The sequence below is a fragment of the Cellulomonas sp. ATA003 genome, assembly GCF_031582905.1.
Classification (GTDB): domain Bacteria; phylum Actinomycetota; class Actinomycetes; order Actinomycetales; family Cellulomonadaceae; genus Pengzhenrongella.
This window is the reverse complement of sequence record NZ_CP133990.1, coordinates 3912968-3934496: the sequence shown is the minus strand read 5'-3', so window position 1 is coordinate 3934496 and position 21529 is coordinate 3912968. Positions and strand designations below refer to the sequence as shown.

Annotated in this window: 17 protein-coding genes and 1 pseudogene; 3 read left to right on the top strand and 15 right to left on the bottom strand. The window is 75.6% G+C overall.

Going from position 1 to position 21529, the window contains the following annotated elements:
- Positions 1-2: 2 nt before the first annotated feature.
- The 5 genes from REH70_RS19395 to REH70_RS19375 all read right to left on the bottom strand — a co-directional run bounded on the left by REH70_RS19395 (position 3) and on the right by REH70_RS19375 (position 5409).
- Positions 3-509, bottom strand: a complete 507-nt coding sequence (locus REH70_RS19395; RefSeq protein ID WP_310749882.1) for a 2'-5' RNA ligase family protein — start codon at positions 507-509, stop codon at positions 3-5.
- 124 nt (positions 510-633) lie between these two features.
- Positions 634-1461 (bottom strand): ABC transporter permease, encoded by an 828-nt coding sequence (locus REH70_RS19390; protein WP_310749879.1) that lies wholly within the window; start codon positions 1459-1461, stop codon positions 634-636.
- Positions 1462-1959: 498 nt separating this feature from the next.
- Positions 1960-2616, bottom strand: coding sequence for an ABC transporter ATP-binding protein (locus REH70_RS19385; RefSeq protein WP_310754435.1), 657 nt, complete (start codon positions 2614-2616; stop codon positions 1960-1962).
- A gap of 167 nt (positions 2617-2783) precedes the next feature.
- The gene (locus REH70_RS19380; RefSeq protein WP_310749876.1) at positions 2784-4313 is read right to left on the bottom strand and encodes a hypothetical protein; all 1530 of its coding nucleotides are present in this window, start codon (positions 4311-4313) and stop codon (positions 2784-2786) included.
- Between the two features lie 88 nt (positions 4314-4401).
- Positions 4402-5409, bottom strand: a complete 1008-nt coding sequence (locus tag REH70_RS19375) for a hypothetical protein (RefSeq protein ID WP_310749873.1) — start codon at positions 5407-5409, stop codon at positions 4402-4404.
- Between the two features lie 417 nt (positions 5410-5826).
- On the opposite strand from REH70_RS19375, the gene REH70_RS19370 reads away from it, so the two are divergent.
- Positions 5827-7200, top strand: a complete 1374-nt coding sequence (locus REH70_RS19370) for a pectate lyase (RefSeq protein ID WP_310749870.1) — start codon at positions 5827-5829, stop codon at positions 7198-7200.
- 75 nt (positions 7201-7275) lie between these two features.
- Here REH70_RS19370 and REH70_RS19365 read toward each other — a convergent pair whose 3' ends face one another.
- The 8 genes and pseudogenes from REH70_RS19365 to REH70_RS19330 form a co-directional block, all read right to left on the bottom strand.
- Positions 7276-7740: a DUF2249 domain-containing protein gene (locus tag REH70_RS19365; RefSeq protein WP_310749867.1), complete on the bottom strand. Its 465-nt coding sequence runs from the start codon at positions 7738-7740 to the stop codon at positions 7276-7278.
- 59 nt (positions 7741-7799) lie between these two features.
- A complete protein-coding gene (locus REH70_RS19360) occupies positions 7800-10538 on the bottom strand; it encodes a multicopper oxidase domain-containing protein (protein WP_310749864.1) in 2739 nt (912 codons plus the stop codon).
- The gene (locus tag REH70_RS19355; RefSeq protein WP_310749862.1) at positions 10535-10924 is read right to left on the bottom strand and encodes a hypothetical protein; all 390 of its coding nucleotides are present in this window, start codon (positions 10922-10924) and stop codon (positions 10535-10537) included. The genes REH70_RS19360 and REH70_RS19355 overlap by 4 nt, the downstream gene beginning before the upstream one ends.
- Positions 10888-11793, bottom strand: coding sequence for a hypothetical protein (locus REH70_RS19350; RefSeq protein WP_310749858.1), 906 nt, complete (start codon positions 11791-11793; stop codon positions 10888-10890). Before REH70_RS19350 ends, REH70_RS19355 begins: the two co-directional genes overlap by 37 nt.
- The gene (gene cobA / locus REH70_RS19345) at positions 11781-13205 is read right to left on the bottom strand and encodes a uroporphyrinogen-III C-methyltransferase (RefSeq protein ID WP_310749855.1); all 1425 of its coding nucleotides are present in this window, start codon (positions 13203-13205) and stop codon (positions 11781-11783) included. Before cobA ends, REH70_RS19350 begins: the two co-directional genes overlap by 13 nt.
- Positions 13202-13537 (bottom strand): nitrite reductase small subunit NirD, encoded by a 336-nt coding sequence (nirD, locus tag REH70_RS19340; RefSeq protein ID WP_310749853.1) that lies wholly within the window; start codon positions 13535-13537, stop codon positions 13202-13204. Before nirD ends, cobA begins: the two co-directional genes overlap by 4 nt.
- A pseudogene (nirB, locus tag REH70_RS19335) lies at positions 13534-16059 on the bottom strand (nitrite reductase large subunit NirB). The gene nirD and the pseudogene nirB overlap by 4 nt, the downstream one beginning before the upstream one ends.
- Before the next feature lie 153 nt (positions 16060-16212).
- Positions 16213-17811 carry an NAD(P)/FAD-dependent oxidoreductase gene (locus REH70_RS19330; protein ID WP_310749851.1) on the bottom strand — a complete coding sequence of 533 codons (1599 nt, stop codon included), beginning with the start codon at positions 17809-17811 and terminating at the stop codon, positions 16213-16215.
- 365 nt (positions 17812-18176) lie between these two features.
- On the opposite strand from REH70_RS19330, the gene REH70_RS19325 reads away from it, so the two are divergent.
- Together REH70_RS19325 and REH70_RS19320 are read left to right on the top strand one after the other, a co-directional pair.
- Positions 18177-19016 (top strand): rhamnogalacturonan acetylesterase, encoded by an 840-nt coding sequence (locus REH70_RS19325; protein ID WP_310749849.1) that lies wholly within the window; start codon positions 18177-18179, stop codon positions 19014-19016.
- Between the two features lie 19 nt (positions 19017-19035).
- Positions 19036-20205 carry a pectinesterase family protein gene (locus tag REH70_RS19320; RefSeq protein ID WP_310749847.1) on the top strand — a complete coding sequence of 390 codons (1170 nt, stop codon included), beginning with the start codon at positions 19036-19038 and terminating at the stop codon, positions 20203-20205.
- Between the two features lie 152 nt (positions 20206-20357).
- Here REH70_RS19320 and REH70_RS19315 read toward each other — a convergent pair whose 3' ends face one another.
- Positions 20358-21056 carry an NAD(P)/FAD-dependent oxidoreductase gene (locus REH70_RS19315; RefSeq protein WP_310749845.1) on the bottom strand — a complete coding sequence of 233 codons (699 nt, stop codon included), beginning with the start codon at positions 21054-21056 and terminating at the stop codon, positions 20358-20360.
- Positions 21053-21505 carry an FAD-dependent oxidoreductase gene (locus REH70_RS19310; protein ID WP_310749843.1) on the bottom strand — a complete coding sequence of 151 codons (453 nt, stop codon included), beginning with the start codon at positions 21503-21505 and terminating at the stop codon, positions 21053-21055. Before REH70_RS19310 ends, REH70_RS19315 begins: the two co-directional genes overlap by 4 nt.
- Between the last annotated feature and the right edge of the window lie 24 nt (positions 21506-21529).

The window sequence follows — 21529 nt, the reverse complement described above, 5'->3', positions numbered from 1 at the left end:
CGTCACCGCTCGAACGGGACGCTCCGCAGGTACTCCCACGGCCCACCGAGGTATCGGTACAGCCGCCACCCGACGGCCACGGTGTCCCACGGGCTGAAGCCGGCGGTGAGCTGCGCGTGCAGCACCCGCGCGACGTCCGGGTCCACCTTGTTCTGCACCGTGACATGGGGGCGCCAGCGCTGGCAGTCCTGGGCGGTGAGCCAGGGCTGCCACCGACCGGCGAGGTCGGCGCGCACCCTCTCGGCCACCGGGGCGCGCACGTCGATCGCGACCCCACGCCCGAGGAACCGCACACCGTCCACCGCGACCGGCACGGGTTGCCCCGGTGCCGACGAGACGAGGTCGGCGAGCACCTGGTCCGCGCGGTCGGCCGGCAGCGCGTGGAACGCCGTCACGTGCGCCGCGAGCACGTTGCGCTCCGGCGGGAAGTGCTGACGCCGAAGCGCGTCGAGCCTCTCCTGCGCGGCGGCGTCGAGGGCGAGCGTGAGGATCAGCGGGGCGTCCGGCACGCCGTCGACGGTACGGCCCGCGGCTGCGGCCCGGCGCCCGGACCAGCCCGATCCGACCCGGCCCAGCTCGATCCGACGCGGTCCGGCCGGGCCCGACGCGGTCCGGCCCAGTCCGACCCACCGACTACTGCGCGACCCCGCGGAGCGCGGCGATGGGCTCGATCCGGGCGGCCTTGACCGCCGGGTACGTGCCCGCGGCGAGCCCGATGACGCCGCCGAGCAGCGCCGAGGCGACGACCGCGACGTCGTCGAGCACGGGCGTCCACTCCTTCGTGACGGAGACGACCACGACGACGAGCACGCCGAGCGCCGCCCCGACGAGCCCACCGAGCAGCCCGATCACGGCCGACTCCACGAGGAACTGCTGCGCGACGTCGCGGGTCGTGGCACCCAGCGCACGGCGCAGCCCGATCTCCCCGATCCGCTCCCGCACCGACAGCAGGGTCACGTTGGCGATGCCGAGGCCGCCGACGAGCAGCGCCACCCCGCCGAGCGCGAGGAAGATCGCGTTGATGTCCGCCTGCACCTGCCCGCCGACGGCGGACGGCGGGGGTGGCACCTGGACGTCCACCGCCTCCGGCGTCGTGGGGTCGAGGGCGATCGGGGCCTGCTCGCCGACCACCGGACCGGCGCCGACGGCGATCGTCACCTGCGCCTGCTCGAGCCCCGGCAGCGCGAAGTCGGCACGCGCGGTGCCCACGGCGAGCAGGACCGCGTCGAGCAGGTCGGAGCGGCGCTGCACCGCGTCGACGATCCCGATCACCGTGTACGGCCGCTCCCCGATGAAGATCGACGGCTGCCGGTCCACCCGCCACACGCCGAGCCGCTGCGCCGCCCGGGCGCCCAGGACGACCACGCGGTCGGCCCGGGCGTCGTGGCCCGCGTCGAAGTATCGGCCGGTGGCGATGGTGCCGCGGACGGCGTCGAGCAGGCCGGGCGTGGTCGCGAGCACGGGGGCGGGGTGAGCGCGGCGGCCGACGGGTCGTTGACCGGCAGCGCGGACACCGCGGCCGACCCGATGTCCACCGTGCTGACCGCCCCGACGGACTCGACCCCGGCCAGCCGTCCGAGCCGGTCCTCGACGTCCCACGGGATCCGGCCGGTCGCGCGCTGCGACGAGCCGGCGCCGGTCGTGGCCGGCTCGACGACGACCTGGGTCGCGGCCACGGCGTCGAACTGGCGCGCGACCTGGCCCGCGGCGGTCTGCGCGAGGCCGATCGTCACCACGAGGGACCCGATGCCCAGCACGGTCCCCACGATGGTGAGCAGCAGGCGCGCCGGCCGGGACCCGATGCCGTGCGCCGCCTCGGCGAGCAGGTCGCGCAGTCCGAACCGGTCGCGCGGCACGCCGCGGGGGACGACGACGCCCGGGCCGGGGCGCCGTCGCAGCGCCGGCACCCGCAGCACCCGCGGCACCCGCGGCACCCGCGGCGCCCGGAGCACCCGCACGTCAGGCCACCTCGTGCAGCACGCCGTCGGTGATCCGCACGCACCGGTGGGCGCGGGCCGACACGGTCGGGTCGTGGGTGATGACCACGAGCGTCAGCCCCTCGGCGTGCAGCTCGTCGAACAGGTCGAGCACCCCGCCGGACGTCACGGAGTCGAGGTTGCCGGTGGGCTCGTCCGCGAGCAGCACGTGCGGGGAGGCGATCACGGCGCGCGCCACGGCGACCCGCTGGCGCTCCCCGCCGGACAGCACCGGGGGCAGGAAGTCGAGGCGGTGGCTCATCCCGACCCGCTCGAGGGCCGCGAGCGCCCGCTCCCGCCGCTCGGCACGGGGCACGCCGCTGTACAGCGTCGCGAGCAGGACGTTGTCGAGCACGCTGCGGTGGGGCAGGAGGTGGAAGGACTGGAACACGAAGCCGATCCGTCCGCCGCGCAGCGCGGAGCGGTCCTGCTCGGCGAGGTCCCGGGTGGCCAGCCCGTCCAGGAGGTAGTCGCCCGTGGTCGGGCGGTCCAGCAGCCCCAGGATGTGCAGCAGGGTCGACTTGCCGGACCCCGACGGGCCCACGATCGAGACGTACTCCCCGGGGTGCACCACGAGGTCGGCCCGGCGCAGCGCCTCGACCGGCGGGTCACCGGCGAACGCCCGGGTCACCCCGCGCAGCTCGACGACCGGGGCGACCGGGGTGAGCGGCGCACCGGGCCCCGCGGGAGGGGGCGCGTCGTCAGCGGGCGCGTCGGGAAACGGGTCGGCAGCGGGCGCGTCGCCAAGGCGCGCGTCAGCAGAGGGCGGGTCGGCAGCGGGCGGGTCGGCAGCGCGCCGCAGCAATCTCACGCGTCCGTCCCCGCGTCGTCCGGTGCGTCCCCGTCGGCCGGGGTCTCGCCCGTGACCTGCCCCGCACGACCGACGACGACGCGGTCCTGCGTCGACAGGTCGCCGTCGACGGGCTCCACCTCGACGAACCCGTCCGCGGCCAGACCGGTCGTGACCTCGACCAGGGTCGAGACGTCGCCGTCGAGCAGCTCGACCCGGGCCTCCCCGCCGGGTCCGGCGGTCAGTGCGGCCAGCGGGACCGCGAGGACCTCGCCACCCGTCGAGCTCACCGGAATGGTCACCCGCACGTTGGACCCCTGGAGCGCCGTGCGCTGCTCGTCGGTCAGCTCACCCGGCGTGATGACCACCCGGGTCCGGCCCGCGGTCGTCTCGGGGGTGCCCTGCGCCGCCGGGTCGTCACCGCCCAGCGCCGTGACCGTTCCCGTGACCTCGCCGCCGTCGGGCAGGGCGATGCTCGCCGGCGCGCCGACCACGAGCAGGCGCGCGTCGGAGTCGGCCACCGCGCCGCTGACCTGCAGCGTCGCACCGGAGACGCTCATGACCGGGGTCCCGGCGACGGTCGCGCCGCGCTCGACCGCGACGGAGTCGACGCGGCGCGGCATGGACGCCAGGTACACGACCTCGCTCGCCGGCAGGTGCGTCACGGCAGCGGCCTGTGCGGTCGCGAGGTCCGCGCGGGCCCGCTCCTGGAGCTTCTCGGCGGCGGTGACGGCCGCGCGCTGCATCGAGGTGTCCGGCGCCTCGGTGGCCGCGTCCCGCTCGGCCACCGCGGTGGCGACCGCCCCCTCGGCGGCGGTGAGGTCCGATCCCCGGCACGTCGCGGGGTCCGCCGCGCACGCGCGCTGCGTCTCCTCCAGGACCGCCACGGCGGTGTTCACGGCCGCCTGGAGCGCGACCCGGCGCGGGTGCGTGTTCTCGCCGCGGGACGCCGTTGCCAGATCCGCCCGGGCGAGCCGCACGCCGTCGTCGGCGGCGTCGACGGCGTCGACCGCGGCCTGGACCTGCGCCTTCACCTCGTCGTCGGGCGCCGGGGCGGGGTACCCGACGCGGGCGTACAGGTCCACGACGGCTGCCGACGTGGCGGCGTCGTACTCGGGGTCGGCCGGGTCACCCGGGTCGATCCCGAGGGAGACGAGCGCCTCCTTGAGCTGGACGACGTCGGGCCCGGACACGCCCGCCCGCAGGGTCCGGTACACCGGCAGGGCCCCGGGCAGCGCGATCACCGGGCGCCCGGTGACCTCGAGCAGGACGGCGCCGGTGTCGATGGTGCCGCCGACGTCCGGGACGCCGCCGGTCACCACGGCCGGTCCGCCGAGGTCGCCCGTCTCCAGGACGACGTCCACCGGGTCCTCGTAGACGACGTCGCCGCGCAGGACGACGTCGTTGGCGAGCACCCGCTGCTCGACCGGCACCGTGATGAGCCCGGCATCCGGCGGCGCCGCCGCGGCCGCCGCCTCGGCCGGCGAGACGATCATCCGGCTCAGGCCCAGACCCGCGCCCAGGCTCACCACGGCGACCGCCGCCATGGCCGCGATGGTCCGGGTGGATCGTGACGTCCTCGACATGGTGTGCGTCCTGCTCCCTGGTCGCTCGGTCAGCCGTTCGGTCCCCCGCTCAGGACCGTGCCGCCGCCACGGCCTCGACCCAGGCCTCGAGCTCGGTGCGGTGGGCGTCGACGAACTCCTGCTGGAGCTCGGTGCTGACCGTCTCGAGGACGTCGGCGTACCCGCTCGACTCACGGCACCGGTGGTCGGCGACCGCCGTCGTGATCTCCTCCTCCGTGATCGCGTCCAGGCGCTCCTGCACCTGGGCCTCGATCGCGGCGAAGTCCTCCTCCGACGGCATCTCCGTGACGTCGCTGCCGTCCCCGTACGCCTCCTCGTGGACGACGTCGACCTTCTCCGAGATGCGCATCATCGCGTCGTCGACCGTCGCCAGCCCCGTGATCCCGGCGTCGCCCATGCAGCTGACCCAGGCGGTGGTGACCTCCGTCATCCGCGGGTCCTCCAGGGTCCGGTCCCAGACGGCGACCATCTCCTCCTGGAGACTCGCGACCTCGTCGCCGCCCCCCTCGTACACCTCGTGCTGCGCCCGGCCCTGGCAGCCGTTCTGCTCCCAGTCGTAGACGAACTCCTCCTCGCCCGCCTCCATGGCCTCCATCTGCGCCATCTGGTCACCGTGCAGGGCGAGGTAGAACGCCTCGGCCTCGGACTCGGACATCGCCGCGACGTAGTCGGCGTTCGGGTCGACGAACGCCTCCTCCGGCATGGGCTGCTCGAGGTCGCCGTAGGGGTTGGTCGTCATGCCGTAGCCGTACTGCTCGGCGAACTCCTCGGTGCCCCACTCGACGTCGAGCTCCTCGGACGACATGGACATGCCCGTCGACGAGGTGTCCATGGGCAGGTAGTCGAAACCCTGCTCGGCCATGCACTCGGCGACGACCTCCTCGACCCGGCGCATCTCCCGCGCCGCCTGGTCCTCGTCGTACTCGCCGTAGGCCTTCTCGTAGTACTCCTCGAGGGGGCCGAGCTCGACCTCCGCGCCGCCGCCGTCCGCGCCGTCCGCGCCGGCACCGCCGTCCCCCGCCCCGCATCCGGTGAGGGTGAGTGCCAGCAGAGCCACCGTCGGAGCGACCGCCCCCCGCATCGTGCGTCGCCTCATGGTCGTGCCTTTCACGTGGTGAGATCGGTCCCGTCCGGGCCCCGGGCCGGACGCCGTCGTCCAGTCACGGGCACACCGTAGCGGCAGTCAGCGTGCCGATGACCGCGTTTCGCGGTATGGACCCGCTCACCGCTGACCGCGATCGCTCCCGCGGCCCACACCGGCCCGGAGCGGGACCGCGGGACCGGGGTGTCGTTGTATGCCGCGAGGGGCCGTGCGATAGTCGCGGTAAGCGCTTTCGCCGGCATGGGCGCTGCACCGATCCGGTGCGCCGGCCGCAGCGCGGCCGGGCGAGTCATCACCACAGGGCTGTGGGAGACGCCGTGGCGCAGGGTGGTGACCGATCGACGGGCCGGCACGGACAAGGGAGTCTGTCGCATGCAGTGGCAACCGACCGCACGAACCACGCTGCCGATGGCGGCACTGACCTCGGCGCTCGTCCTCGGGCTCGCCGCCCCCGCACCCGCCAGCCCGGCGCAGTCAGCCGACCCGCGATCGGCCGGGAGCCCTCGCGGCGGCGACCTCGGGCGCGCGGTGCTCGGCCCGACCGACGGCTGGGCCGCGGCGGACGGCGGGACGACGGGCGGCTCGGCCGCCACGGCCGCCGAGGTGCACCACGTCGACTCGTGGCCGGAGTTCCAGGCCGCGCTCGGCGGGGCGGACGCACGCGGCAGCACCACCCCGCGCATCGTGTACGTCGAGGGCGAGCTCGACGCCTTCGAGCGGGCCGACGGCACGCGGGCGTCGTGCGACGACTTCGCCGCGCAGGCCGGCTTCAGCCAGGCCGACTACATCGCCGCGTTCGACCCGGTGACCTGGGACTACACCGTCACCCCGGACGAGATGGCGGCCCTGCAGGATCTCCAGGACGCCGCCGCGGACGTCCAGGCCATGCAGACGCAGCAGCACATCGGGTCGAACACGACGGTGATCGGCGTCGGCGACGACGCCCGAATCGTCGGGGCGAACCTGCGCATCCGGGACGCGGACGACGTCATCGTCCGGAACCTGACCGTCTCGGACTCGACGGACTGCTTCCCGGAGTGGGACCCGAGCGACACCGGCGCGGGCAACTGGAACTCGCGGTACGACAACATCTCGATCTGGACGTCCACGCACGTGTGGATCGACCACAACACCCTCGACTCCGGCGACCTCCCGCCGTCGGAGCTCCGCACCGTCTACGGCCGCCCGTACGAGGTGCACGACGGGCTGCTCGACATCACCCACAGCTCGGACCTCGTGACGGTCTCGTACAACGTGCTCGGCGAGCACGACAAGACCATGCTCATCGGGTCCTCCGACTCCCGCACCGACGACCGCGGCACGCTGCGGGTGTCCATCCACCACAACTGGTTCCAGGACATCGGCCAGCGCGCCCCGCGCGTCCGGTACGGCCAGGTGCACGTCTACAACAACCTGTACACCCAGACGCAGGCGGAGGGCTTCAGCTACTACTGGGGCGCCGGTCGCGAGTCGGCGCTGTACGTCGAGAACAACGACCTCTACCTCGCCGACGGGGCCGACCCGGCCGACGTCGTGGCGTACTGGGGCGGCACGGCGATCACGGAGACGGGCAACCGGGTCGACCGCCGCGCGGTCGACCTGCTCGCGCTCTACAACGCGGCCAACCCCGAGCAGCCGCTGCTCGACGACGCCGGCTGGACCCCGCAGTGGCACGACCGGATCCAGCCGGTCCAGGCGGTGCGGGCGACGGTGCGCGTCAAGGCGGGTGCCGGCTTCCTGAGCTGATCACCGGCACCACACCGCACCACGCACGACGCCGACGGCGGCGGGACGACCCCGCCGCCGTCGGCGCGTCCGGGTTCAGCAGCAGGTGACGCGGGAGACCTCCACCCGCCACAGGTCCGGGCCGGACTGCAGGTACGTCCACCCGAGCTCACCGGCCTCCTGGGCGAGCAGGCGCTCGCGCAGCGGGACCGGGTCGTGGTCGACGGCGAGCACGAAGGCCTCTCCCGGGACGAGCGCGGCCGCGGCGGCGAACACCGTGTCGTGGCGCTGCTCGCGGGTCAACGGGCGCAGGTCCAGGTCGTCCGCGGCGACGCCCGACGCCGTGCGGGGTCCGGCCGCGAGCTGCACCGCCTCCGGCGCAGCGACACCGCCACCGCCGCACCCGCACCCGGCACACCCGCACCCGCCGTCGGCGGTGACCCCCACCGTGAGGAAGCCGGGGTCGGGCACGCCGGCGGACCCGTCCGAGCGCGGCGTCGGTGACGTCGGGGACCCGAGCGGGGACAGGGACGGCGTGGGCGTGGAGCGCGGGGTGGTCATGGTGGTTCCTCTCGTCGGTGACGCAGGTGCGTCCGTGCGGTGGTGGAGAAGCGGGGCCATCACCGTGCGGCCCCACGGACCTCGATCAGCCCGTGGGCACCGCGTTCGGCGTCGACCATGAGGTGGGACACGAACGGGTACGTGCCGGCTTCGGGGAAGGTCAGCTCGACGAAGCCCCCCTGGGCCGGCAGCAGCCCGAGCACCTGCGCGCCCCCCGTCCCGACGTCGGAACGCGTCCGGTCGGTCCCGGGAGCCGGCGGACCACCGAGTCGGTACGCACCCTCGAGGAAGACCGTGTCGAACTGGCTGCCGACGACGTGGAACGCGCTGGGTCGGTTGGGTCCGGCATCGAGCACCCACACCCGGACCCGCTCCCCGACCCGGGCGGTCAGGGGCGCGTGGTCGTACTGGGCGGGGTAGCCGTTGAAGGCGACGGCGTCCGGGCGCTCGGCGGTGATCGCGTCGACGTCGGCGATCCCGGCCTGCGGTCCCAGGTACAGCTCGGACTGGACCAGCAGGTACTCGCGGTCGACCGCGGGCAGGTCGGGAGGGTCGATGACGACCGCGCCGACCATCCCGTTCGCGAGGTGCAGCGACATCGGCGCGGTGGAGCAGTGGTACATCCAGATGCCCGAGCGGGTGGCGGTGAAGGTGTAGGTCAGGGACTTGCCCGGCTCGATGGTGCGCATGGGCTCGTCCGGTGCGAGCGCACCGGCGTGGAAGTCCACGGAGTGCCCGATCGACCCGTCGTTGACGAGCGTCACCTCGAACCTGTCGCCGACGGCGCCGCGCAGGGTCGGCCCCGGCGCGGTCCCGCCGAAGGTCCACAAGGTCTGCCGTACGCCGGGAGCGACCTCGCGCTCGACCTCCCGCACCGTGAGGGTCACCCGGTGCGTCGTCCCCCGCGGTGCGGGTGCGAGCACGGGGTCGTACGGGGTGAACCCGGGCCCGGGCTCACCCCGCAGGTCGAGGTCCTCCCGGGCGGACGGGTCCCGCTCGTCCGACGACGCCGCCCCGGGCGCCCCCGCACCGGTGGCGGCCTCCGCGCCGAGGTGCGTCGCCGCGCCGTCGACCGTGCCGCCGCCGGCCGTGTCGGCTGCGCCGCCGTCGACGACGACCTGCAGCGTCATGCCCATCCCCCGGTGCCCGGCCACCGAGCACCAGCCGGCCAGGGACCGCCCGACGGTGCCGACGTCCACACGGGTCGTCGCGCCGGCGGCGAGGCGGCCGCTGCTCGCGCCGGAGTCCAGCACGAGGTCGTGCACGACGTCGTCGGCGTTGGCGACCACCAGCACGAGCCGATCCCCGGCCTGCACGTGCACGGTGTCCGGGGTGAACCGCATGTCGCCGGCCTCGACGGCGACCTCGACGACGCTGCCGGTGGCCGGGACGCCGTCGGCGGCGGAAGGACCGAAGCCGGCGGCGGCCGGGTCGGCCGCGACCCCGACGGCGACCACGAGGGCGAGCGTGGCTGCTCCCACCACCGCCGGGCCGAGCGTCCGACGTCGTGGTGGCGTGAGCAGCTCGGCAGCGGCGACCGCGACCGGGCCGGTCCCGCCGCCCGCGCCGGCGGAGTGCTCGCGTCGGTCGCGCACGGCGGCGCGTCGGACCGCCCGCCGGGACGCCACGGCGGCCCGCACGAGCAGCACCGGGGTCGCCGCGAGCGCGGCGAGGACGACCACCGAGACGCCGACCCGCACCAGGCTGGGTGCAGGGAGGACGAACAGCAGCAGCCCGGCGTTGACCAGCACGAGCCGCCCACCGGCGCCGCGCTCGGTCCGGGCGATCGCCGCCCGGACCACCGCGGGACCACCGCCCAGCACCATCGGACCGAGGTGGGACAGCGCCCCGAGCAGCACCTGCGCGGCGAACCCGACAGCGAGCGGTGCGAGCACCGGAGCGAAGGCCGTCTGCGCCGCCGGCCAGCCGTCGGCCGACCCGACACCCCACGCCCAGGCGAGGACGGCGCCGAGCAGCCAGAGCACCGCGCACGCGACCGACCACGGGGCGAAGGCGGTCGGCGGCCGGAGCCGGGCCTGGCCGACGAGCGGGCGCACCGCCCACACCACGCCGGCGGCGTAGAGGACGAGGCCCGCCGCCGTGACCGGGCGGGCGCCCGTCGCCGTCCCGGCGAGGGCCACGACCAGCGCCGCCCCGAGGAGGCCGAGGGCGAGCCGGGCCGCGCGCTGCGCCGCGTCGTCGACCTGGACCCGCAGCATCGTGGGCCACAGCGTGGCCAGCGTCCCGACGACGGCCAGGCCGACCCAGCCGAGCAGCATCACCGCGACGTGGGCGACGTGGGCGCGGGCGGCGGCGTCGCCGGCGAGGTCCGGACGGGCGAGCACCGCGCCGAGGGCGGCGCCGACCGGCAGCGCCGCGGCGGAGACGACGAAGTACCAGGTGGTCCACCCGAGCCGGGTGACGACGGGCTGGCGGCTCTGCGCGAGCAGGGTGCCCAGGTGCCACAGCGCGACGCCGCCCACCGTGGTGGCGCCGACGACGACGACCGGCCAGATCCCGGTGAGCAGCCCGACGATCACGCCGACCGCACCGACCGTGTGCCCCGCGAGGCGCAGCACCTGGCCGCGGTGGCCGCCCGGCAGCGGTCGGCGGCGCAGCGCCTCGGCGAAGTGGGCGCTCCAGACGAGGATCGCGGTGCTGACGGCGCCGAGCAGCAGTGCGTGGACCATGAGCCACGGGGCCTGCGGCACGGCGCGGTGCGCGCTCGCCAGGGCAGCCGCCACCACCAGCCACCCGACCACGAGAGCGTTGGCACGCACGTGCCAGCGGGCCCTCACGCGTGCCCCCTCGCCACGACCGTGCTGGATGGCACAGGTGGGCCGGGCGGCACGGACCGCCCGGACGCAGCGCCCGGGGTGTCCGCCGACGCGACCACCGGCCGGACCGACGCCACCGGTCGGCGACCACGGGCCGACGACCAGGCGACCATGGCCACGAAGGTCAGCAGCGCGACGACGTCCAGCGACCCGCCGACCTGCAGCGCCCACGGCTGTTCGTACGCGTCACCGACCAGCAGCCGCAGCACGAGGGACGCGTGCAGCAGCCCGACCGCGACGAGGAAGTGCGGCCGGTAGGGCAGCGGTCGGCCGAGCACCGCGGGCAGGATGACCGGCGCGTGCGCCATGATCATGGACAGCGTGAAGCCGAGGAACACGGCGTGCACGACGGCGTCGTACGCAGTGCCCCCGCTGACGCCCCCGCTGACGACCCCGGTGACGACCCCGGCGGAGCCCCGGCGGCCGTCCCGACCGGACCGGCCAGCAGCCAGATCGCTCCAGCGACGGCGAGCCAGGCGTACCCGGCCAGCAGGCACCAGGCCATGTACCGCGGGAGGCCGGTGCTGCGGACGGTGCGCCGGGCGACGTCGTGCACCGCGAGCCAGCCGACGACGGCGAGCAGTGCCGCGCCCAGGAGCGGCACCGCGGCACCCGGCCACAGCGCCGTGCCGACGACGGCCGCGAACACCGCCGCGCACAGCGCGAGGGCGCGCCCTTCGGCGCCGTCGGGCAGCGCGACCCGGGCGAGCTCGACGCGCTCGCCGACGATGGTCAGGACGAGGAAGCCGGTGAACCAGGGCAGGACCACGGCGACCGGCGCCCCGCCGAGCCACAGCACGGCCGCGCCGGCGGCGGCGACCGCGCCGAGCGCCTGCGCCGCGAGCGCGACCGACCCCGCGCGCCGCCACACCGCGGCGTACACCCCGAGCTGGACCGCCGTCCCGACCACGAGCGACGTCTGCCCGACGGCGAGCGGCACCGCCGGGACGAGCAGCGCGAGACCACCCCCACCGAGGGCCGCGGGGGCCAGGTACCCCCACGGGCGGCGCAGCGCGACGGCGCGCTCCAGGGCGATCACCGTCCCGACGAAGCCGAGGACGAGGATGGGCCCGTGCACCTGCGGCAACCGCTCGGTGGTGACCGGCGCCGGCAGCCCGAGCAGGAGCAGGGCGGCGTCGAGCCCCGCGAGGAGCGCGAGCCCCCGGGGACCAGGAGGAGTCCGCGCCGTGTCACCCGGCCACGCTACGAACGGCACGGCGCCCCGGCCCCGGACCTAGGTCCCTGGGCGCCCGCGCGGATGCTAGCGGCCTGCCGGCGCGGTGATCCGCTCGGCGTCGGGCCGCGACCGGCGCGGCGGCACGGGGACGGCGCTGCCCGGGTGCCCGGGCTCGAGGAAGCCCTCGCGCGCGACGGCGCCGACCACCACCACCGCGGGTGACCCGACCCCGCGGCCGCGCACCGGTCGGCGAGGTCGCCCAGCGGTGCCCGGACGACGCGCTGACCGGGCAGCGTGGCCTGCGCGACGACGGCGGCGGGAGTCGCGGGGTCCACACCGTCCGTGACGGCCTGCGCGGTCAGCCGTGCCAGTCCCTGCATCCCCATGAGGACGACGACCGTCACGTCCGGCTCACCCATCGCCGCGACGTCCAGGGCGCTGAGCGGGCCGTGGCCGTTGACGACGTGCACCCGCGCGCTGGTGCCGCGGTGCGTGACCGGGATCCCGGCGGCCTCGGCCGCCGCGACCGCCGAGGTGATGCCCGGCACGACCTGCACCTCGACGCCGGCCGCGCGGCACGCCAGGACCTCCTCGCCGCCGCGGCCGAACAGGAACGGGTCGCCGCCCTTGAGCCGCACGACGCGGCGTCCCTCGCGGGCGTGCGTGACGAGGAGGTGATTGATGCCGTCCTGCGAGACCTGGTGCACGCCCGGGCTCTTGCCGACGTAGACGATCTCGACGCCGTCGGCGAGCTCGTCGAGCACCGCGGTGGGCCCGAGCCGGTCGGTCACGACGACGTCGGCCTGGGCGAGCAGCACGCGCGCCCGCACGGTCATGAGCTCGGGGTCCCCGGTGCCGCCCCCGACGAGCGCCACGGTGCCCGGCCGCAGCGTGGAGGGTCCGGCGGCCGGGGTGCCGTCGGTCGCACCCGCACCCGAGCCCGAGCCCGAGCCCGCTGCGGTACCGCTCCGGTGCGCGGCCAGGTCGTGACGCCCGGCGCGCAGGTCCGCCGCGATCCGGTCCCGCAGCGCGGTCGTGCGGCGCGGGTCGGGGCCCGCGTCGGACACCACGCCGACGACGACGTCGCCCACCCGCGCGGTCGCGGGCGTCCGGGCCGAGCCCACCGCGGCGTCGGACGCCACGACGCAGAACACCCGCCGCTCGTGCGCCCACCCGGCGACCTGCGCGTCGACCGCGGGGTCGCCCGTGCAGGCCTGGACGAGCCAGACGCCGTCGACGTCGTCGGCCACGACCTCGCGCGGGACGTGGGTGACGCGCCCGGACGCGGCCAGGGCGACGACCTCCGCGGACGCCTCGGGCGCCACCACGGTCACCACGGCACCCGCGTCGACGAGCGCGTGGCAGCGGCGGGCGGCGACCGGTCCGGCACCGACCACGAGCACCGGCCGACCGGTGAGGTCGACGCCGAGCAGGGTCAGCTGCGCGCTCACGGCGTCAGCACCCAGACCTCGTCGCCCATCCGCTCGACCGGGTAGGCGGTCAACGGGATCGGCTCCTTCCCGGCCGGGTCCAGGCACTCCCCGGTGACCAGGTCCCACACCTGCTTGTACATGGGCGACGCGATCGCCGGCCGCTCGCCGACGCTCCCGACGATCCCGCGGGACAGCACGTTGGCGCCGGAGTACGGGTCACGCTGCTGGACGGCGAGCACGCGGTCGTCCGCGAGGCGGAAGACGGCGACCTGCTGCCCGCCGGCCAGCGCCGGGACGCCGCGCTCGGGGTCGAGCTCGTCCAGTCGGCACACGTAGGTGCGGGCGCTCACGAGCGGACCTCCAGGGTGCGGGCGAACACGGGGTTGGGGTGGCTCGGCTCGCCGGGCCGGGCCGGGCGGACCTGGCCGCGCTCGGCGGTGTAGGCGAGGTCCGGGTCGTGCTCGCCCGGGGCGTTGACGAACGAGACGAACCGGCGCAGCTTCTCCGGGTCCTCCAGGGTGGTGCGCCACTCGTCGGCGTAGCTGTCCACGTGCCGCGCGATCTCGGCGTCGAGCTCGGCGCCGATCCCGAGGGAGTCCTCGAGGAGCACGCGGCGCAGCTCCGCCATGCCGCCCGGGTACTCCGCGACCCAGGGCGCGGTGCGCTGCAGGCGGTCGGCGCTGCGGATGTAGAGCCCGAGGAACCGGTCGATGACCCGGATGAGCGCGTCGTCGTCGAGGTCCTCGGCGAGCAGCTGGGCGTGCACCGGCGTGAAGCCGCCGTTGCCGCCCACGTAGACGTTCCAGCCGCGCTCGGTCGCGATGACGCCGACGTCCTTGCCGCGCGCCTCGGCGCACTCCGGGCGCAGCCCGAGACCCCGACCTTGAACTTGTGCGGCGAGCGCAGCCCCGGTAGCGCATCTCCAGGCGGACGGCCATGCCGACCGAGTCCTGCACGCCGAACCGGCACCACGCCTGGCCCACGCAGGACTTCACCGCGCGCAGGGACTTGCCGTACGCCTGCCCGGACTCGAACCCGGCGTCGACCAGCCGCTGCCAGATCAGCGGGAGCTGGTCGATCCGGGCGCCGAACATCGCGATCCGCTGGGCGCCGGTGATGCGGGTGTAGAGCCCGAAGTCGCGCGCCACCTCGCCGAGCACGACGAGCTTCTCCGGGGTGATCTCCCCGCCGGGGATGCGCGGGATGACGGAGTAGGTGCCGTCCTTCTGCAGGTTCGCCAGCGCGCGGTCGTTCGTGTCCTGCAGGGGGCCTGGTCGCCGGCGAGCACGTGCCCCACGCCGAGCTGGGCCAGGATGCCCGCGACCACGGGCTTGCAGATCGCGCAGCCGCGACCGCGGCCGTGCTCGGCGATGATCTCGGTGAAGGTGCGCAGCCCCTGCGCCTTGACCAGCGCGTACAGCTCGGCGCGGGACATCGCGAAGTGCTCGCACATCGCGGTCGAGACCGCGACGCCGGTGGCCTCGAGCGTGGTGTTGACGATCTTGGTCAGCAGCGGCACGCAGGACCCGCAGACCGTGCCGGCCTTCGTGCAGGCCTTGACGTCCCCGACGCTCGTGCAGCCGTGCTCGGTCACCGCCGCCCGGACGGTGCCGGCCGAGACGTTCGCGCACGAGCACACCACGACGTCGTCGGGCAGGTCGGTGCTGGGGGCGGCGCCCCCGCCCTCGGGGACGAGGAAGGCGGACGGGTCGGCCCCCAGCGGACGGCCGAGCAGCGGGCGCAGCGAGGAGTACAGGCCGATGTCGCCGACGAACACCCCACCGAGGAGCGTGCTCGCGTCGTCGGAGACCACGAGCTTCTTGTACGTCCGGGCGACGGGGTCGGCGAAGGTGACCTCGAGCGCGCCGGGTGTGAGGCCGAAGACGTCGCCGAAGCTGGCGGCGTCGACCCCGACGCCCTTGAGCTTCGTGCCCTCGGGGGCCGCGGTGTACGTCTCGGTCCCGCCGAGCAGCTGGTCCACGACGACGTCCGCCATCGCGTTGCCGGGCGCCACGAGCCCGGAGACCTCGCCGTTGACCGACGCGCACTCGCCGATCGCCCAGACCGCGCGGTCGGACGTCCGGCAGGTGGGGCCGACGACGACGCCGCCGCGCTCCCCGATCGCCAGCCCGGACTCGCGCGCGAGCCGGTCACGCGGGCGGATTCCGGTGGAGAAGACGACGACGTCCGCGGGCAGCACCGAGTCGTCCGACAGCTCGAGGGTGCCCACCGCGCCGTCGGCGGCGGCGCCGAGGCGGGTCGCGGCGGTCGAGGTGTGCACGTCGATGCCCATGCCGGTGATGAGCACGCGCAGCGCCTCACCGCCGCCGTCGTCGAGCTGGACGCTCATCAGCCGGTCCGCGAACTCGACGACCGCGGCGCTCGCGCCGAGGGTCTGCAGCGCGGCGGCGGCCTCGAGCCCGAGCACCCCGCCGCCGACGACGGCGCCGCGCAGCGGGCGGCCGAGCGCCGCGGCGCGGTCGGCGACCCAGTCCCGCAGCCCGACGACGTCGGCGGCGGTGCGGTAGGAGAACACGCCCGGCAGGTCGGTGCCCTCGGTCCGGGGCGTCCACGCCCACGAGCCGGTCGCCAGGACGAGGGTGTCGTACTCCGCGACGAGCCCGGAGCGGGTCGTGACGGTGCGGGCGTCGCGGTCGATCGTCTCGGCGGCGTCGTCGGTGATCAGCCGGACCCGGGGGTCCTTCCACGGGCCGCCCTGCAGCGCGAGCTGGTCGATGCGCCGGCCGGTGAAGAACTCCGAGAGGTGGACGCGGTCGTACGGCTCGTACGGCTCGTCCCCGATCACGGTCATCGACCATGTCGTGTCCTGCGAGCGCCGGCACATCCCCTCCGCGAACCGGTGCGCGACCATCCCCGCACCGACCACGACCACACGCCCCGGTCCCTGCCCTGTCACCACGTCCTGCTCCCCTGCTCTCGGTCTGCCGCCGTCGAGTGTGCGGGCGGGCGCGGCCCGTCCCGCAGGCCCTTGGGCCTACGTCGCCACCGGGGGGCGTGAGTGCCGTCACCCCGCCCCCAGGGCCCGCTCCCAGACCGTCCGGGTGAGCAGCCGGCGCACCGCCCCGGTGCGCCCGGACGCCCCGAGTGCGGCGCGGGCCGCGTTCCACCCGCAGGCGCCGTGCACACCGCCGCCCGGGTGGGCGGACGCACTGGCCAGGAACAGGTTCGCGACGGGTGTCTCGGGTCGGCCGAGCCCCGGCGTGGGCCGGAAGAACAGCTGCTGGTGGATCGCGGAGGTGCCGCCGTTGACCGCGCCGCCGTGCAGGCTGGAGTTGGCCGCCTGCAGGTCCAGCGGGCTCTGCACGTGCCGCGCCAGGACGGCGTCGCCGAAACCGGGCGCCACCCGCTCGACCGCCGCCTGCACGCGCTCGGCGTGCGCCGCGACGGCGTCGTCGTCCCAGGCCGAGCTGTGCGGGACGTGCGTGTAGGCCCACGCGGACTCCGTGCCCGCGGGCGAGCGGGACGGGTCGGACGTCGTCATCTGGCCGAACAGCAGGAACGGGCGCTCGGGCACCCGGCCGACCGAGAGGTCGGCGGCCATGTCGACGAACCCGTCGCCGTCCACGCCCAGGTGCACCGTGCCGGCCCCGCGCGCACCGGGTGCGGTCCACGGGATGGGGCGGTCGAGCGCCCAGTTGACCTTGAACGTCGGGTGGTCCCACTGGAAGCGGTCGAGGTCGCGGCGCACCTTGGCCGGCACGTGCTGCAGACCGACGAGGTCGCGGTAGAGCGCGGGGGCGGTCACGTCGGCGACGACGGCGTGCCGGGCGCGGACCTCGGTGCCGTCCTGCGTGCGCACCCCGACGGCGCGGCCACCACGGACCACCACCGAGTCGACGCGCATGCCGGTCTCGATGTCGCCGCCCCCGGCGACCACCCGGGCCGCGAGCGCACCGGCGAGCCGGCCGGCGCCGCCCTGCGGGACGGGGAACCCGACGTCCTGCCCGAGCATGGCGAGCAGCCACCCGAAGATCCCGCTGCCGGCGGCGTCCGGGGGGACGTCGGAGTGCATGGCGTTGCCGGTGAGCAGCAGCGGCCCGCCCTCCCCGCGGAAGTGCTCGTCACCCAGGCGCCGCACCGGCAGGACGGCCAGCCGCGCGAGGTCGAGCGCCCCGGCCATGCCCGACCGGGCCAGCAGCTTCACCGCGGAGACGGCCGGCGGGAACGGGGTGAACAGCGCGTCGAGCAGCGGGTCTCGGATGCGGTCCCAGGCCTGCACCATCCGCAGCCACGCCTCACCGTCGCCGGGGGCGAACCGCTCGAGGCCCGCCGCGGTCTCGGCCGGGTCGTGGTGCAGGACGGCGGCGCGGCCGTCGTCGAGCGCATGAGCCAGGACATCCGGCGCGCGCAGCCAGGTCAGGCCGTGGTCCTGCAGGTCGAGCCCCTGGATGATGCGCGAGGCGGCGGCGAGCGGGTAGAAGGCGCTGAACAGGTCGTTGTGGAAGCCGGGAGCGGTGACCTCGGCGGTGCGCACGGCCCCGCCGACGTGGTCCTGCTCCTCCAGGACGAGGACCTCCCACCCGGCGTCCACCAGCGCGTTCGCGGCGACGAGGCCGTTGGGTCCGGCTCCGATCACCACGGCGTCCACGGTCCGAGTGCTCACGCGGGTCCTTCCGTCGACGGGTCGGCCCCACGCTCGCACCGTGCCCCGCCCGGGGCAAACCGGCGTCTGCGCCGAGTCCGGGCGGGGCCCGAGGCCGGGTGGCCCGAGCGCGGCCCGAGCGGCGGCCCCCGCCGAGTGCGACGTTCTCCACCCATGACGGCTCCGCATGGGTGCGAAAGGTCGCAGTAGGCGGGGGCGGGGCCGGGGCGGGGCGGGGCCGGCACGGGGCCGGGGCGGGGCGGGGGCGGGGCGGGGGCGGGGCAGACGGCCTTGACTCCGCGCTATGACCTGAGTCACCCTCGTGATGTCGGACCGGAAAGCGGTTTCACGGACCGACCCACGCCCATCGACCAACGGAGGTCCGCGTGTCCGTGCGCCGTCGTCTGCGCCCGCTCCTCGTGGTGGCCCTGACCGCCGCCCTCTCCCTCCCCGCCGGGGCCGCGACGGCGGGGCCGGCCGATCGGGACGTCACGGTGTACGTCGCCGGCGACTCGACCGCGGCGACGTACGCGTGGCACGAGGCCCCACGGGCCGGCTGGGGTCAGGCCCTCGGGGAGTTCCTCCGCGACGAGGTCGACGTGGTGAACCTCGCCTGGTCGGGCGCCAGCTCCAGGAGCTTCGCCGAGGCCGGTCTGCTGAACCGGATCCTCGACCGGATCCAGCCGGGGGACGTGCTGCTGATCTCGTTCGGTCACAACGACTCCAAGACCGACGACCGCGGCACCGACCCGTACACCACCTACCAGTCGACGCTGCTGCGCTACGTGGACGGCGCCCGTGCGCGCGGCGCGCAGCCCGTGCTCGTCACGCCGGTGGAGCGGCGCCGGTTCACCGACACCGGTGCGGTCCGGACGTCGCACGGGGAGTACCCCGAGGCGATGCGGCAGCTCGCGCAGCGTGAGGACGTGCCGCTGGTCGACCTGACCGCGCTGAGCCTGGAGCGCTGGGCCGAGCTCGGCCCGAACGGGACCACCGGGGAGTTCCTGCACCTGGCACCCGGAGAGCGCCCGAACTACCCCGACGGGGTCGCGGACAACACCCACTTCGGGGCGCGGGGCGCGATCGAGCTCGCCCGCCTCGTCGTCGGCGACCTCAAGGACCAGCGCGTGCTGCGGCCGTGGCAGGCCCGTGGCCTGCGCGCGAAGGTTGCCGACTCCGACCTCGAGTGGCCGGCCGAGCGGCCCGCCGGGCCCGAGATCTGGTAGCCCGCACAGCACTCACCGCATGGCCGGGCACGCCGTGGCCCCGAGACCTTCCGACCACCCCTACCCACGACCTGTCGACGACGACGAGGACCTCGATGCGCACCCCCACCTCCTCCGCACCGCCGCGGCGAGCGCCTGCCTGCTGGCCCTGGCCGTGACCGCTGCTCCCGCCCAGGCCGCCCAGGCCGCCGCACCGGCAGGCACCGCCGACGCCGACCGCCTGCAGATCACCGTCGCGCAGGACGGCACCGGCGACCACACCACCGTCCAGGCCGCGGTCGACGCCGCCCCGACCCACTCCTCCGAGCCCGTCGACATCGTCATCGAGCGGGGCGTCTACCGGGAGGTCGTCCGGGTCGACCGGGACAAGACGCACCTGTCCTTCATCGGGGCGACGGGGCACGCGAAGGACGTCGTCCTCACCTACGACAACGCCAGCGGGACACCGAAGCCCGGCGGCGGCACGTACGGCACCACCGGCAGCGCCACGGTCACCCTCGCCGGCGCGGACTTCACCGCCCGGGACGTCACGTTCGAGAACTCCTTCGACGAGGCGGCGCACCCCGGCATCACCAACCGGCAGGCGGTGGCCGTGAAGACGACCGCGGACCGCATCGTGTTCGACGACGTCCGCTTCCTCGGCAACCAGGACACGCTCTACCTCGACTCGCCGAACGCCACCGAGCCCGCCCGCGTCTACGTCCGCGACTCCTACGTCGAGGGCGATGTCGACTTCATCTTCGGCCGAGCGACCGCCGTCATCGACGGTGCCACGATCCGGGCGCTGGAGCGGGACAGCACCCCGAACGGATACGTCCTCGCCCCGAGCACGTCCGCGGAGTTCTCGCGCGGCTTCCTGGTCACGGACAGCCGGTTCATCTCGACCGCGAAGCGCGGCACCTACTCCCTGGGCCGGCCGTGGCGGCCCAGCAGCAACCCGTCGGCAGAGCCGCGGGTCGTCGTGCGCGACTCCTACCTGGCCAAGCACATCGCGGCCGACCCGTGGACCGAGATGTCCGGTCGGGACTGGACCGGGGCGAACGCCGCGGAGTACCGCAACGTCGGCCCGGGGGCGAAGGGCGCGGCGGCCGACCGGCCGCAGCTGACCGACGCGCAGGCCCGCGACCACGAGATCGCCGACTACCTCGCGGGCGACGACGGGTGGGACCCGACCGACCCGACCCGCTGACCGAGCCGGTCGCGCGGACATCGCCGCGCATCGAATCACCTCAGGCCGACGTCGACCCGCTCACCTCCGCCGTCGTGTCGAGCTCTGCGGCGGTCGGGGGCGAGCTCCGGAGCGGACGACGGTGATGGCCCCTGCGCGCGGTGCCCGATCGGTCAGCGGCCGACGACGCCCCGGCCTGTGACGGCGGACCCAGCGGCAGACCGGGCCGCCGTCCGGTCCGCGCGGGCCCGGACCGCGTCCCGGACGTCGGTCATCACCAGGTCGGCGTTGATCACCGCACCTGCCATGACGCCCTGTGCAGCCGAGGCACCGACCATGGCGCTCAGGTCGCCCACGTTGCCCGCGGCCCACACCCCGGGCAGGTCGGTCGCCCCGGCGGGGTCGCGTGTGATGTGCCGGCCCATGGGGTTCTCGGTCAGCGTGCCGCCCAGCTGCTCGTACAGCTCCGCCCGCGCGACGAACCGCGGCTGGACGGCGACGGCGTCCACGTCGAACGTGTGCCCGTCGTCCAGCACGACGGCGCGCACGCGGTCGCCGTCGCGGGCCAGCTCCCGGACCCGACCGACGACCACGGGGACGTCGAGAGCCGCGAGCTGCTCCCATCCCTCGTCGTCGAGCTCGGGCGACCTGTGCAGGAACAGGGTGACGTCGGCGCTGAGCTGGCGCAGCAGGAGCGTCTGGTGGAGCACGTTCGGGCTGGTCCCGAGCACCCCGATGCGGCGCCCACGCACCTCGTAGCCGTGGCAGTACGGGCAGTGCAGCACGTCGCGGCCCCACAGCTCGCGCACGCCGGGGACGTCGGGGAGCTCGTCGACCAGGCCGGTGGCGAGCAGCAGACGCCGTGCGGTCACGGTGCCGCCGTCGGCCAGCGTGAGGGTGAAGCCGTCGGCGCAGCGGCGCGCCGTGGTGACGCGCCCGCGGCGGAGGTGTGCGCCGTACGCGAGCGCCTCCCGGCGCCCCACCTCGAGCAGCTCCCCGGCGGGACGCCCTCGCGACCCAGGAGGTTGTGAGCGCCCGCGGCGGGCGCGTTGCGCGGCTCGCCCGCGTCGACCACGACGACGTCGCGCAGGGAGCGGGCGAGGGTCACGGCCGCGCTGAGGCCGGCCGCACCCCCACCGACGACGACGACGTCGTGCACGTGCCGGTCGTCCGGCTCGAGGTGGGCGGGGTCGGGGTGGGTGAGTTCAGGGTGCGCGAGGTCGGGGTGGGCCGCGTCGGGACGGGCGGGGTCGGGGTGGGCGAGGTCGCGAGCGGCGGCGTCGAAGGCGGCGGCGTCGAGGGCGGCGGTCGGGGTGCTCATGGCGGGCTCCTGATCAGGGACGAA

Excerpts from the sequence above, each read along its gene's own strand:
- REH70_RS19310 (WP_310749843.1), bottom strand. The coding sequence starts at position 21,505 with ATGAGCACCCCGACCGCCGCCCTCGACGCCGCCGCCTTCGACGCCGCC.
- REH70_RS19380 (WP_310749876.1), bottom strand. The coding sequence starts at position 4,313 with ATGGCGGCGGTCGCCGTGGTGAGCCTGGGCGCGGGTCTGGGCCTGAGC.
- REH70_RS19365 (WP_310749867.1), bottom strand. The coding sequence starts at position 7,740 with ATGACCACCCCGCGCTCCACGCCCACGCCGTCCCTGTCCCCGCTCGGG.
- REH70_RS19370 (WP_310749870.1), top strand. The coding sequence starts at position 5,827 with ATGCAGTGGCAACCGACCGCACGAACCACGCTGCCGATGGCGGCACTG.
- REH70_RS19320 (WP_310749847.1), top strand. The coding sequence starts at position 19,036 with ATGGCCGGGCACGCCGTGGCCCCGAGACCTTCCGACCACCCCTACCCA.